Source organism: Phytoactinopolyspora halophila, assembly GCF_003287285.1.
GTDB lineage: Bacteria > Actinomycetota > Actinomycetes > Jiangellales > Jiangellaceae > Phytoactinopolyspora_A > Phytoactinopolyspora_A halophila.
This window is the reverse complement of sequence record NZ_QMIG01000033.1, coordinates 1-13,961: the sequence shown is the minus strand read 5'-3', so window position 1 is coordinate 13,961 and position 13,961 is coordinate 1. Positions and strand designations below refer to the sequence as shown.

General features: G+C 67.5%; 8 protein-coding genes. 4 read left to right on the top strand and 4 right to left on the bottom strand.

Annotation, left to right across the window (positions count from 1 at the left end):
* Nucleotides 1–25: 25 nt before the first annotated feature.
* Together DPM12_RS19895 and DPM12_RS22960 are read right to left on the bottom strand one after the other, a co-directional pair.
* The gene (locus tag DPM12_RS19895; protein WP_112260107.1) at nt 26–1,135 is read right to left on the bottom strand and encodes a fatty acid desaturase family protein; all 1,110 of its coding nucleotides are present in this window, start codon (nt 1,133–1,135) and stop codon (nt 26–28) included.
* A 227-nt stretch (nt 1,136–1,362) separates the two neighbouring features.
* Nucleotides 1,363–1,626 carry a hypothetical protein gene (locus tag DPM12_RS22960; protein WP_123788542.1) on the bottom strand — a complete coding sequence of 88 codons (264 nt, stop codon included), beginning with the start codon at nt 1,624–1,626 and terminating at the stop codon, nt 1,363–1,365.
* Nucleotides 1,627–1,986: 360 nt separating this feature from the next.
* Between DPM12_RS22960 and DPM12_RS19890 the strand changes: the two genes are divergently transcribed.
* The 4 genes from DPM12_RS19890 to DPM12_RS19875 all read left to right on the top strand — a co-directional run bounded on the left by DPM12_RS19890 (nt 1,987) and on the right by DPM12_RS19875 (nt 6,631).
* Complete coding sequence (locus DPM12_RS19890) at nt 1,987–2,508, top strand: (2Fe-2S)-binding protein (protein WP_112260106.1); 522 nt, start codon at nt 1,987–1,989, stop codon at nt 2,506–2,508.
* Nucleotides 2,505–4,907, top strand: coding sequence for a xanthine dehydrogenase family protein molybdopterin-binding subunit (locus DPM12_RS19885; RefSeq protein ID WP_112260105.1), 2,403 nt, complete (start codon nt 2,505–2,507; stop codon nt 4,905–4,907). Before DPM12_RS19890 ends, DPM12_RS19885 begins: the two co-directional genes overlap by 4 nt.
* Nucleotides 4,904–5,767: an FAD binding domain-containing protein gene (locus DPM12_RS19880; RefSeq protein WP_112260104.1), complete on the top strand. Its 864-nt coding sequence runs from the start codon at nt 4,904–4,906 to the stop codon at nt 5,765–5,767. Before DPM12_RS19885 ends, DPM12_RS19880 begins: the two co-directional genes overlap by 4 nt.
* 117 nt (nt 5,768–5,884) lie before the next feature.
* A complete protein-coding gene (locus tag DPM12_RS19875) occupies nt 5,885–6,631 on the top strand; it encodes an SRPBCC family protein (protein WP_112260103.1) in 747 nt (248 codons plus the stop codon).
* A gap of 283 nt (nt 6,632–6,914) precedes the next feature.
* Here DPM12_RS19875 and DPM12_RS19870 read toward each other — a convergent pair whose 3' ends face one another.
* Nucleotides 6,915–12,932, bottom strand: coding sequence for a ThuA domain-containing protein (locus DPM12_RS19870; RefSeq protein WP_112260102.1), 6,018 nt, complete (start codon nt 12,930–12,932; stop codon nt 6,915–6,917).
* Nucleotides 12,933–13,060: 128 nt separating this feature from the next.
* Nucleotides 13,061–13,939, bottom strand: coding sequence for a sugar phosphate isomerase/epimerase family protein (locus tag DPM12_RS19865; protein WP_112260101.1), 879 nt, complete (start codon nt 13,937–13,939; stop codon nt 13,061–13,063).
* Nucleotides 13,940–13,961 lie beyond the last annotated feature (22 nt).

Genomic DNA, 13,961 nt, shown 5'->3' with positions numbered 1-13,961 from the left:
CGCCATCCCGCGTTACAGTGCACCATCAGTTCACAGCTCGCAGCTGGGCAGCCAGCGGACACTGGAACGGATCGAGGTCACCGACACCCACCTCGTTCAGATGCCGGACGACGATTCCCCACGACTCCAGCATCCCAGTCTCGATGTACGGGATGCCGTGCGTGGCGCAGTACTGGCGCACCAGGGGTTGCGCCTTGCGCAGGTTGGGACGCGGCATGCTCGGGAAGAGGTGATGCTCGATCTGGTAGTTCAACCCGCCCATAGCGACATCGACGAACCAGCTTCCCCGGACGTTCCGGCTCGTGCGCACCTGCCGCTGCAGGAAATCGATGTTCATGTCCGCCGCGAGCACCGGCATTCCCTTGTGGTTGGGTGCGAAGGTAGCTCCCATGCTGAAACCGAACACGCCGAGCTGCACTGCCAGGAAGGCGGCGGCCAGGCCGGGCGAGAGGACGGTGAAGAGCACGAGCGGGTAGAGACTCAGCCGGGCGAGCAGCACGGGAATCTCGACGGCGCGGTGCTTCACCCGTCCCCGGCCGAACACGGTGCGCACGCTCGCGACGTGCAGGTTAAGCCCGGCCAGCAGCAACAACGGGAAGAACAGTGTCCCCTGCCGCGCCACGAACCAGCCCGCGAATCCGCGTCGCCAGCGCCGCCGCATGGCCGCATCCGCCGTGAAAACGAGAGCCCCGTCCACGACGTCAGGATCGGCGCCGACCTTGTTCGGATTCGCATGATGCCGGCTGTGCTTCGACATCCACCAGCCGTAGCTCAGCCCGACGATCGCGTTACCGAGGATCAGCGCACTCCACTCGTTGAGCTTGCCCGACGTGAAGATCTGCCGGTGTGCGGCATCATGGCTGAGGTATGCCACCTGGCTGAGCAGGAGGCCGAACGCACCCGCCACGGCCAGCTGCCACCATGACTCGCCCAGCACGGCAAACGCCACGCCACATCCCGCGAGTAACGCCGCCAGCACGGCCACGCGCACCGCATAGTAGCCCGGCCGACGCCGCAGCAGGCCCGCGTCCCGAACCGAGGTGAGCAGTTCCGAGTACGCGCTCACGTACTTCTTCCGGGGCGCTTCAGCCGGGCGATCGGAATGCCTGGTGAGCGTCGAGGTTTCTGTGTTCACATGTCGACACGCTACGCAGCCGCGAACCCGCAAACAGTCCGGCAAGTACCCCGATTCAGCCCGGAGATAGGACCCCTACCCGTACGGGGGTAAACCCCACCTTCCATCTCACTTCTTGGGTTTGCGGAACGTCCAGGCAAGCGTGGAGGGTCCTGGGCGTTGCACAAACCCAAGAAGAAGCCTTTCCAGTTTTCGTGACGGCTGGACTGGTGTTCAGCGACGGACCCTTAGCGCGGCAGCAGGACGCGTAACCTGTCGGCCGGCCCCAGGAACCGGTGGTCCGCAGCACAGCGCACGTCGACATGCTCGATCTGGCCCGACGTGCTGGAAAGCCTGGCCCGATGCGTCACCGTGGCGGGCAGGCCACATTCCGGGCAGTCGTACAGCATGATGTGTTGCCTCCTCGCGACCAGGCAGGCGCCATCCTTGCCGCGAGCCTCGAGATCATGTACTGGCGACGCCGATGTCGCCCGGCAGATGCCGCCGCTCATATTCCGGTGCGGCTCCCGTGCCCGAGTCCGGCACCCGCCGCGCCACGTGTCATCGTGACCGAAAAGCGAACATGATCGCCATTTGTCCGGACGTGAAACAGCTCACTGACACCGCTCGCCGTCACAGATACCAATCTGTTTGACCAAACCTCTTGCCAGCCCGCGGCCCCACGGACTTTGCTGGTTCCATAAGCGCGCACCGGGACCATGGCGCCGTCGGGCATCACGGTCTTTCAACACAAGCTTTCAATACAAGCTTTGAACAAAAGGAGGTGGGGGCGCGCTCGCGGCGCCTGTGACGACGCGCACCATCGGGGTCGATATGTCCTGGATCGCCCCCCGGCGTACGCGGGAGTGCCCATGACCAGAATCAGCCTGACGGTCGACGGCGTACGGTACGACGACGACGTCGACCCCCGCACCCTCCTCGTCCACCACCTGCGTGACCGCCTCGGCAAGGTCGGCACCGTGGTGGGCTGCGACACCAGCAACTGCGGAGCATGCACCGTACTGCTGGCCGGCAAGAGCGTGAAGAGCTGCACCGTCCTGGCCACCCAGGCCGACGGGTCCGACGTCACCACGATCGAAGGGCTCTCCGGCCCCAACGATGCCCTGCATCCCATGCAGCAGGCCTTCCACGGCTGCCACGGCCTCCAGTGCGGCTACTGCACGCCGGGCATGATCATGGCAGCCGTCGACCTGCTCGCCGACAATCCCGAGCCCAGCGACGACGAGGTCCGCGAGGGTCTCGAAGGGAACCTGTGCCGGTGCACCGGCTACCAGAACATCGTCCGGGCCGTGCAGCAAGCCGCGGCGGACATGCGCGCCGCCGCTCCCCGTACATCCCAGTCAGCCGATGCCGCCCAGGAGGTGACGACATGACCGTCACCGAGGATCAACCCGGCGCCGAAGTCGGCCGTGATCGCCGCCGCAAGGAAGACGCCCGGCTCATCACCGGGCGCACGATGTGGACCGAGAACATCAATCTTCCGGGCATGCTGCACCTGGCGATCCTGCGCAGCCCACTGGCGCACGCCCGGATCACGCACGTCGACGTCGACGCCGCACTCGAGCTTCCCGGCGTGGTCGCGGCGTTCACCGGGCGAGATGTCGCCGACATGCAAGGATCACTCCCCTGCGCGTGGCCGGTCACCGAGGACACCGTCCTTCCCGGCTATCCCCCGCTCGCCGTCGACGAGGTGCGGCACACCGGCGAACCCGTCGCCGTGGTCGCCGCCCGGGACCGCGCCAGCGCACAGGACGCGCTGGAAGCCATCGAGATCGACTACGAGCCGCTGCCCGTCGTCGTCGACATGGAGGACGCCCTCGCCGACGGTGCCCCGCTCGTGCACGAGGACGCGGGAACCAACAAGTGCTACACGTGGGTGCTGGACTCCGCCGAGGCCGGTACCGGTGGTGACGTCGCGCAAGCGAAATCGGACGCCGAGGTCGTGCTCGAACGCCGCTACGTCCAGCAGCGGCTGATCCCGGCCTTCATGGAGCCGCGCAGCGTCGTCGTCGACCCGACCGGTGATCAGATCACGATGTGGTCGGCCACCCAGATCCCGCACATCTTGCGGCTCATGCTCGCCATGTCCACCGGCGTTCCCGAGCACAAGATCCGCGTGGTCGCGCCCGACGTCGGCGGCGGTTTCGGCGGCAAGCTCCAGGTCACGCCGGAAGAGTTCATCGCGTTCGCCGCCGCTCGCCGATTCGGCCGGCCGGTAAAGTTCGTCGAGTCACGTTCGGAGACGATGCTTTCCGGGCACCACGGGCGCGATCAGATCCAGGACATCACGCTCTCCGCCCGCCGCGACGGCACCGTCACCGGCCTGTCCGTCAAGCTGCTGGCCAACATGGGTGCCTACCTCGGCATCGTCACACCGGGGGTGCCGGTGCTGGGCGCCTTCATGTTCAACGCCATCTACAAGTTCCCGGCCTACCGGTTCGAGTGCAGCGGGGTGTTCACCAACACCACCAAGACCGACGCCTACCGTGGCGCGGGCCGGCCAGAAGCGACCTACGCGATCGAGCGGATCATGGACGAGCTCGCCACCGAGCTCGACGTGGACCCGATCGAGCTGCGCCGTCGCAACTGGATCCAGCACGACGAATTCCCGTTCACCACGGTGGCCGGGCTGACATACGACTCCGGCAACTACGAAGCGGCCACCGACCAGGCAATGGAGCTCTTCGGGTACCACGAGCTGCGCCGGGAACAGGCCGAACGCCGCGAGTCAGGTGATCCGGTGCAGCTCGGTATCGGCGTCTCCACCTATACCGAGATGTGTGGCCTGGCCCCCTCGCGGATCCTCGGGCAGCTTCGCTACGGCGCCGGCGGCTGGGAGACCGCCTCGGTGCGGATGCTGCCCACGGGCAAGGTCGAGGTGATCACCGGGACGTCGCCGCACGGGCAGAGCCACGAGACGGCCTGGAGCCAGATCGTGGCCGACCGTCTCGGCGTCCCGTTCGACGACGTCGAGGTACTGCACGGCGACACGCGCACTTCCCACAAGGGCCTGGACACCTACGGTTCGCGTTCCCTCGCCGTCGGCGGGACCGCACTGGTCAGCGCCTGTGAGAAGGTCGTCGACAAGGCCAAACCCATCGCCGCTCATCTGCTCGAATGCGACCCGGCCGATCTGGAGTTCGTCGACGGGCAGTACCGGGTCAAGGGAACGCCGGGTGCGGGCAAGACGCTCGCCGACTGCGCGCTCGCCGTCTTCACCGCCCACGACCTTCCCGACGGCGTTGAGGCCAATCTCGACGCCGACGCCGTCGTCGACCCGGAGAATTTCTCGTTCCCGCACGGAACGCACCTGTGTGCCACCGAGGTCGACACGGAGACCGGGCAGGTGAAGATCCGTTCGTATGTCGCCGTCGACGACGTCGGCACGGTCATCAATCCGCTGATCGTCGACGGGCAGGTGCACGGCGGCATCGCGCAGGGCATCGCGCAGGCACTGTATGAAGAAGCCGTGTACGACGAGGACGGCAACCTGCTGACCGGAACGTTTGTCGACTACACCGTTCCCAGCAGCGCCGACCTGCCGGACATCATCACCGGCCGGACCGAGACACCGGCCACGGGGCACCCGCTGGGAGCGAAAGGCGTCGGCGAGGCCGGGACCATCGCATCGACACCGGCCGTCGTGAACGCCATCGTTGACGCGCTGCGTCCCTTCGGTGTCTCCGACATCCGCATGCCGTGCACCCCCGAGCGGGTGTGGCAAGCGATCCGTGATGCTCGCGCTGCTCGTGAAGGGAGTGACCGGCCATGATCCCGGCCGCATTCGACTACGCCCGGCCCACGAGCGTCGACGATGCCGTGGGCACGCTGGCCGACGGTGGCGAGGACGCGAAGATCCTCGCCGGAGGTCAGAGCCTCATCCCGATGCTCCGGCTGCGGCTGGCCGCGCCGACCGTCGTCGTCGATCTCGGCGGCGTCAACGACCTGCGCGGCGTCACCGATGACGGAAACCATCTGGTCATCGGTGCCATGACCACGCACGACGAGATCATGAACGATCCAGCCGTGCGCAGCCACGCCCCATTGATCGCGCAAGCCACCCGGACCGTCGCGGACCGGCAGGTGCGGCACATGGGCACCTTCGGCGGGTCGCTCGCCCACGCCGATCCGGCCGGTGACCTTCCGAGCGTGACCATGGCGCTGGACGCGAGCTTCGAGATCGCCGGGCCGTCCGGGCGCCGCTCCGTGCCGGCGTCGGAGTTCTTCGTCGATTACCTCACCACGGCGATGGACCCCGGCGAGATCCTGGTCGCGGTGCGGGTGCCGAAGATGTCCGATTCTTCGGGTTGGGGCAGCCACTACGAGAAGCTCAACCGGGTCGCTCAGGCCTGGGCGCTGGTGGGTGTCGCCGCCATGGTTCAGCGGGACAACGGCACCATGTCCGATGCCCGGGTGGCGCTGACCAACATGGGGCCGAGGCCGGTGCGCGCGCACGGCGTGGAGGAAGCGTTGCGGGGCGCACCCGCCACGGCCGATGCCGTCGGCGCCGCCGTCGCGCACGCGGCGGAGAACACCGAGCCGGCCGATGACGTGACGGCCTCGGCGGAGTACCGCACGCACCTGGCATCGGTGCTGACGGGCCGGGCCGTCCGGACCGCCGCCAGCATATGACCACCCCTCGCCCACTCCCGCTGATCATGAACACTAGGCGTGCTATGTAGTCGCTTAGTGTTCATGATCAGCGGGGTGTGGGTGGCGAGGAGGCACAACATTGAGGAGGAGTAGAGCATGCAGTTGGAACACCAGTTCACCGTACCGACGCCGGTCGATCAGGCATGGCAGGTACTGCTCGACGTTCCGGGTATCGCGCCATGCATGCCGGGAGCGACGCTGACCGAATTCGACGGTACGGAGTTCGCCGGCTCGGTGAAAGTCAAGCTGGGCCCGATCTCACTCCTCTACCGCGGAACGGGTCACTTCGCCGAGAAGGACGAAGCGGCCCGGCGGATCGTCATCGAGGCGTCCGGCAAGGAGAGCCGCGGCTCCGGCACGGCCGCCGCGACCGTTATAGCGGTGCTGGTGGGCGACGGCGACAAGACGCGCGTCGACGTCACCACAGACTTGAAGATCACCGGTCGGCCGGCACAGTTCGGCCGCGGCATGATCAGCGATGTCGGGGCGAAGCTCCTCGGGCAGTTCGCCGAATGCCTGGAACGCAAGGTGGGAGAACCGGCGGTACCGGAACAGGCGGCACCGGCCGAATCGGCAGGAGCGGCCACCCAGACCACGACCACCGGCACGACGACTTCCGGCGCGGCGACCTCCAGTACGACGACTTCCAGTACGACGACCTCCGGCACGGCGTCAGCCGCGGGCGCGGCTACCACGCCGGCACCGTCGGAGACCGAAGCCATCGACCTGTTCGAGGTGAGCGGCGCGCGCGACGCCGCGCGCAAGTACGGGCCGCTGGCCGCCGCGACCGCCGCGGTCACCGCCGTCCTCTGGTTCGCGCTGCGTCGCCGTCGCCGCCACTGACCGCCCCTCCTTCCCCTCCCGCTGATCATGAACACTAGGCGTGCTATGTAGGTCGCTTAGTGTTCATGATCAGCGGGAGGGGAAGGAGGGGTCTCGGTGCTGGAGGACGCCGTGCGCCCGCCAGCACCGAGACCAGGGACCGTCCGGCACCGGTCCCGATCGAAGGGAGCAGCCCGGGAACGCCACCCGCGACGATGGTGTCGCTCATCGCCGGAAGCGCCTCGCCGAGCGCGCCGGTGCATGACGCCCCGAGCTGCTCCGGCCCTGCACCAGGCCTACCGGCTCAGAGCTTCGCCTTCAGCGCCTCGGCCACGCCGATCAGCTGCGCGCCGGCATCGTCATCGGACACCCGCTCGGCAAACCCGATGAAGCGATCGAGGGCACGCTCGGCCTGCCCGTCGTGCTCCTGCTCGACGGCCCGTCCGGCGACGGCGAGCTGGTTACGCAGCCGGTGGTAGTCCCACCGTTCCAGCACGCCCTCGCCGTACAGGGTGTCGAGCAGCTCGTGCGTTCCCGCGTAGGAGACGTCGACCTCGAACGTCACCGTGACCTCCGCGACATTGCCAGCTTCGTCGCTCGCCGTGGCGGCGAGCGTGTGCTCGCCCACCTCGGGGGTGATCGTCGCCGGCATGTCGAGAGCATCCCCGTCGAGTTCGAGCGAAACCGACGCCACACCGGACACGGCATCCTCCGCGTCCGCATCGACCGCGAGCTCGGTACCGAGCTCGTAGCTGCCGCCATCCTCGACGCCGTCGACCACGAGTTCGGGAGCGCCCGCGTCGAGCTCGACGGCGACGTCCACCGGTTCGGACACGTTGCCGGCGTCGTCGGTGCCGCGGAACTGGAGATCGTGCACGCCGTCTTCGCTGATCTCCAGGGCGCCGGTGTACTCCTCCCAGTCCCCGTCCGGGTCGCGGGTCTCGATGAGCACCGGCTCATCGCTGTCGTCCGTGGCCGACGCCGTCACCGTCACCGGGCTGACGAACCAGCCGTTCTCGCCGTCCGGCTCCCCGGGATCGGTGGTCACCTCGACCTCCGGCGGCGTGGTGTCCTGCTCCCCGTCAACGACGCGGAAGTAGTCCACCAGCGCGTCGGCTTCCATCTCGCCGGTGTCCCCGGCGGCGGCCACGCCGACCGTGGCGTCGCCGAAGAGCGGCGCCGCGCCCTCGAGGTCCGTCCACTCCTCACCGTCGACGGAATAGGCCGCCGTCAGCTCGGAGCCGTCACTGGCCAGCCGCAGGTACACCGTGTCGGGATCACCGGGAACCTCGACGTTGTTGTCGTGCCACTCCCGCGAGCCGTCCGTCTCGGTCTGGAACTCCAGGAACCGCTCGGACGGTGAACCCGCCGTGTAGCTCACCCGGACGTAGTTGTCGTCGTCCGCGTGCAGCATCAGGCCGGTGTACTGCCATTCCCGGGTGTGTTCGAGCGTGAGCCGGGTCTCGAACTCCCACTCGCCCTCCGGGGCCGGCTGGCCGAGATAACTGATCGGCCCGGATTCGCCCTCGTTGATGTCACCCTCGGTGACCGGCAGCACGAGCTGGCCGTCGGTGACGGCGAGCTCGGCCTCCGGCGCGGTCCGGCCGACACTCCAGCGGCAGCCGTCGACGGCGTCGCCGTCGAACTCGTCGGAGGGCTCGCGGGCACCGTCGTCATCGATGTCCGGTGTGACACTGAAATGCGCGAACGACGCGTCCACCTCGGGGGTGTCCGTGTCTCCGGCGGCCATCACGCCGACGGTCGCGTCCTCGATCACCTGGGCCGCGCCGTCCAGCGCGGTCCAGTCCTCGCCGTCGGCCGAGTAGGCCGCGGTGAGCTCGGCGCCGTCACTGGCCAGCCGCAGATGGGCAGTGGACGGGAAATCCGAGGGCAGGGTGACGTTGTCGTGCCACTCCCGCGAGCCGTCCGTCTCGGTCTGGAACTCCATGATCCGATCGCCAGCGGAGTTGCGGGTGAACGCCAGCTTGACATAGTCGTCGTCGCTGCCATGCATCAGCAACCCGGCATGTTGCCATTCGCGGGTGTGCTCGATCGACACCTCGGTCTCGATCTCCCACTCGCCCTCCCGGGCAGGCTGGCCCGCGTAGCTGATCGGGCCCTCCGTGCCTTCGTTGATGTCGCCCTCGACGACCGGAAGGACGAGCGAACCGTCGGCGAGCGCCACCTCGGCGTCCCCGGCGGTGCGTACGGCCGTCCACCGCTTGGCGTGCAGGGCATCACCGTCGAACTCGTCCGACTGCTGCATGCGGCACACCGGACCCGGGTAATCGGGGTCGGGGTCCGGTTCTGGATCGCCGGGATCCTCCGGATCGAGATCGAGCTCGAACTCGGAGAACTCGGCCCGGCTGGTCTCGGTGGCGTTGTGTGCCGTCACCGCGATGCCGATGTCCTGGACATCGTCGGCGCCGGGCAGCACCTGGGGCTCGCCCACCTGGGTGAAGTTCTCACCGTCGGTGCTCCAGTACGCGGTGTACTCGTCACCGTCCCGGAAGATGCGCACCCAGGCCGGGTAGCCGTGCTCACCTGCCGAACTGCTGGCGTCCAGCTCACCGTTGCCATCCGTGTCGGTGAGCCATTCGAACGACAGGCCCGCGCGCATCGCCATGGCCCCGTATCCGAGTGACGTGCCCGGCTGGGTGACGTCGTTGCGCACGATGAGCCCGGCCTTGGCCGAGTCGTTGGTGTTCTCCTGGCCGTCGACCTTGACCGTGGCCATCCAGCGATCCCCGCTGACAGCGGGCAGGTACAGCGAGCCGTACTCGTCGGTACCTTGCCACATGTTCCCGCCGTTCGCGGTGATTGCCCACTCGTTAGTGCCGAGCCGTTCGAACTCCGCCTCGGTGTTCGTGAACGCCTCGAAATCGCCATACAGCTCGCCGACCTGGGCGACGACGATCCGCGACGTGGTGGACAGGCCCAGATCGTTGGTCGCGACCGCCGTCAGTTCGTACCGCGCCTCCTCGTCGACGTTCCAGGTCGCCGAGTACGGTGCGGACCCGTCGGTACCGACGGACTCGCCGTCCACGAAGAACTCGACCTCGGTGACCTCGTTCTCCGCGTCACTGGCCGCAGCCGTGATCTCGACCTCGCCGACCTCGAGTTGCTCGCTTCCGTCAGGCGAGGTGATCTGCACCTCCGGCCGGGTTTCCGGCGAGATGCCCTTGCCGTTGGCCTCGAAGAAGTTCAGCCGTATCTCGTCTGTCCCGGGGAAGACCAGGTACAGAGTAAACGTCTCACCGGGATCGTTCACGTCCACCGTGACGTCGGTGTAGTCGGACAGCCCACCGGTCGGCTCGACGTCGGCGGTGCCGAGCAGCTCGCCATCGGGAGCATCCCGGCGCAGTTCGACCGTGCCCTCGGTGGCGGACGCCACCCGCAGCGAGATCGAGCCGACATTGGTGAGGTTCACCGGCTCGTACGCGGCCCACGCACCATCCTGTCCGGCGATGGCATTGTTGCCGACCTCGACGTCGGCGCTGGACACCGTGTCCACGCCGTCCGACGACGTGAAGTGCTCGCCTTGCTTGATCTTCGGCTGCAACACGACGGCCTCGGAACCGGACAGCCGCGGTGCGGTGTCGGTTCCCTGGTCGGTGTAGCGGCCATCGAAGACGTAGAACGCGTTGTCAGCCCGCGAGTGCCCGCCGAGATCCGCCGTCCACGACCCGGTCAAGCCGGGCACCGGATCGAAGGAGTGAGCGTGGTCGTCGTGCCCGATCGCGGGCTGGACGATGACGTCGTCCTCGACGATCTCGTCGTCTTCGGGATCGCTGACGTCGAGATCCCACGCGAGTTCGTCGCCCCACTCGAAGAAGCCACCATCCGGTGGCCAGGTGAAGTCCACGGTGGGCCGGGTGTTGCCGACCGTAATGGGGACCGTCGTGGTGCCGGATTTCCCGTGCGGGTCGGTCACCGTCAGGCGAGCGTCATACGCCCCGTCCTCGGTGTAGGTGTGCACCGGGTTCGGGTCGGTGGAGTCGACCTCGCCGTCGTTTTCGAAGTCCCAGGCGTAAGTGATCTCCTCGTCTTCCGGGTCGTGGCTTCCCTCGCTGGAGAATTCCACCTCGAGTGGCGCGTGCCCGGAGTCCGGCGTCGCCGTGGCTTCGGCCATCGGAGAGCGCGAGCCGGAAACGTAGTCGATCCGGTAGACACCGGAATCCGGGTTGTCTCGCCCGAATCCACCGCCCCATTCGAGGACGTACAGCGAACCATCCGGGCCGAACTCCATGTCCTGCGGCGCCAGGAACTGCATGTCCGGCAGGTACGGGTTGGCCTTGCGGAACTCGCCCGCGTCGTCGAGAAGGAGCGAGAAGACGTCGTTCTTCGACCACTCGTAGAAGAACGGCTTGCCGTCGAAGTACTCGGGGAACTTCGTCTCCGACTCAAGGTCCGGGTCGAAGTCGTAGAACGGCCCGCCCATGGGGGCAAGCCCGCCACCGGGCGGGATGACCTCCGGTATGGACGACGTCTGGTAGCCGTAGTACATGTCGGCTTCCCGCGCCACAGGCAACTCTGTCTTGCCGGTGTTGCGGGTGGAATCGTTGATCGGGTTGTCGCAATCGAAGTAGTCGCCGACCGTCACCGGGTCGGTGGTGTAGTCGACGTCCCGGTACGGCTCGTTCGGGCCGATGCACAGTGGCCAGCCGTAGTTTCCGGGTTCCTTGATCAAGTTCCATTCGACGATCCCGGCAGGTCCACGCGTGTCGGGCGCGTCCTGGCCGTTGTCCGGCGCGTAATCGGCGAGCCCGATCCAGCCCGTGTCCGGGTCAACGGTGAACCGGAACGGGTTGCGGAAGCCCATCGCGTAGATCTCGGGACGGGTCTCGTCGTCGGTGTCGTCGGCTTCGTCGAAGAGGTTGCCCTCGGGGATCGAGTACCCGCCGTCGGCCTCGGGCGTGATCCGCAGCAGCTTGCCCCGCAGATCGTTCGTGTTCGCCGACGTCTCGCGCGCATCGTGGAACGTGCCTTCCCGCTCGGAAAGGGGGGCGTAGCCGCCAGACGGTTCGGAGTGTGGGTTCACGTCGTCGCCGACGCTGATGAGCAGGTTGCCATCCAGATCGAAGTCGAGATCGCCGCCGGTGTGTCCCGGCTCGTCGGGCTGCCGTCGCGCCGGAACCTCGATGATGACCTCTTCACTCGCCGGGTCGATCATCGAGTTCTCATCCACAGTGAAGCGCGAGACCCGGTTGAAGAAGTTCGCCGGATCGCTGTCGTCGTCACTGGCCGGAGACCAGTAGACGTAGAGGTGCCCCGTGTCCTCGAAGTTCGGGCCGACGGTGATGCCGAGCAAGCCGTCCTCGCCGCCGTAGTACACGTCCAGATCCAGTGCGGTGGACGTCGTGTGCGTTTCGGGATCGAAGACGCGGATCTCACCGCGCACGAGTTCGGTGAAGAACACCCGCCGGTCCGGCGCGACGGTCAGCCCGAACGGCGCGCTGGTGTTCTGATCCAGGGCCACCTTCTCGTACGAGCCCCAGTCGGTGCCGCCGCAATCGCCCGGGGCAGCTCCCGCCGCCCATTCGATGCCACCCACCATGTGCTGGATGACCTCGGGCTCGTCATAGTGCGACGGGAAATGGCCCAGGGCCGTGGCGAACGCCCGCCCGCCGTCGTAGAGCTTGCACCACGAGATCGGATGGTCGTACCCCATGGCGTTGCCGCCCGGGTCGTACGTCGTCTCGTCCATGGAGAGCAGGACGTGCGCGTCGCCCCGGACGTTCGTGGAGAAATTGTACCACTCGTCCGAGCGGACCCACTCGAAGCCCTCCAGGTGCGACGTGGCGGGGTGGGTGGAGTCCTCGACCTGGACCGTCGCTTCGAGGCCCTCCGGCGGGCTCGTGTCGGCGTGTCCCGGCATCAACGTACCGACGAGGTCGTCCCACCAGTCGTAGTCGCCACGCATGTCGGTCGCGTTGTGGATGGCCGCGATACCGCCGCCGTTCTGCTGGTAGTTCTGGAGTGCCTGCTTCTGCTCGTCGTTCCAGGGATCGCCGTTGGTCTGGAACATCACCAACGCGTCGTAGTGCGCGAGATCCTCGTCGTTGAAGACCGACGGGTCATCCGTCGCCTCCGACGTGATACCGGCATCGTCCAGCGCGTCCTGCAGGACCGGCGTTCCGTAGTCGATCGCCTCATCGTGCCACGGGCCGGCTGGAGTCGCCGTGAAGATCAGTACGTGCGCATCGCCATGGTCACCCTCGTGTGCCGCCGACGGTGTGGCCGCCAGCAACGAGAGCCCTAGGGTAGCGGCGGCGGTCACGGCTACCGGCCGTTTCCACCGCAGGTTTCGGGCCACGCTCATTCAGATTCCTCCAACGAAGAACAACTGATGCGTTCCTAGCCCCGCGCGGCGTGCCGGCGCCGGCGGTACGTCAGACCAGCTCGATCTGGGCCGTCTCGGTTCAGCTCGGTCCAGCTCGAGCTAGCTCGTCAGCTCATCCCTCCTTCCGGCCCGCGGGCCACGACGTCTCGCAGGAACACCAATCCGTTGACGGCGAGGGCGTCCTGGCTCTCGGCCAGCGGACGCCAGATCGACGCCGCCGTGGCGATCGTCTCGTTCTCCGCCGTGAACGACTCGATGACCAGCGGCCCGCCGTAGTCCGCCGTGTCCAGCGCACCGATGATCCCGGGCCAGTCCAGGTGATCCGCACCGGGAGCGCCCCGATCGTTCGCGCACACCTGCACGTGATCGATCCGGCCGGCCGCGCGGCGGATCGCGGCAGGAATGTCGGTCTCCTCGATGTTCATGTGGTACACGTCGAGGGCCAGACCGCTCCCCTCGACCGGCAGGCCCTCGACCGCCTCCAGAGCCTGGTCCACGGTGTTGATCAGGCTCGTCTCGTACCGGTTCAGCGGTTCGATGGCAACGCTCACATCAGCCTGGACGGCATGCTCGACCACCGGCCCCAGGCCGTCGCGCAACTCGGCGTAACGCGCCGCCCGTTCCTGATCATCCATCCGCCAGGTCCGGCCCACCGACGCGTAGGCCGGACCCGCGATAACGGGCGAACCGACCGTGGCCGCCACATCGACGACATGCCGCAGGTAGTCACGAGTGGCGGCGACCGTTCCCCGGTCGGCCGCCACCAGCTCGCGCCCCTCCCCCATGACCAGCGTCACACTAGCGGCGAGACCCACATCGTCGAGCAGCTTCGCCGCGGCACGAGCGTCCCAATCGCCCACGTTCTCCACCGGCAGCTCGATGACATCGAACCCCCACCCGGCAATCTTCGGGGCCAGTTCCGCCAGCTTCCGATCATCGAGCGGCGACGTCCACACCCACGTGTTGACGCCCAGATTTCTGGTCACGCTCGGACTCCTCACTCGTCCC

Coding starts and splice junctions, on each gene's coding strand:
- DPM12_RS22960 (WP_123788542.1), bottom strand. CDS start 1,626: ATGAGCGGCGGCATCTGCCGGGCGACATCGGCGTCGCCAGTACATGAT.
- DPM12_RS19890 (WP_112260106.1), top strand. CDS start 1,987: ATGACCAGAATCAGCCTGACGGTCGACGGCGTACGGTACGACGACGAC.
- DPM12_RS19885 (WP_112260105.1), top strand. CDS start 2,505: ATGACCGTCACCGAGGATCAACCCGGCGCCGAAGTCGGCCGTGATCGC.
- DPM12_RS19880 (WP_112260104.1), top strand. CDS start 4,904: ATGATCCCGGCCGCATTCGACTACGCCCGGCCCACGAGCGTCGACGAT.
- DPM12_RS19875 (WP_112260103.1), top strand. CDS start 5,885: ATGCAGTTGGAACACCAGTTCACCGTACCGACGCCGGTCGATCAGGCA.
- DPM12_RS19870 (WP_112260102.1), bottom strand. CDS start 12,932: ATGAGCGTGGCCCGAAACCTGCGGTGGAAACGGCCGGTAGCCGTGACC.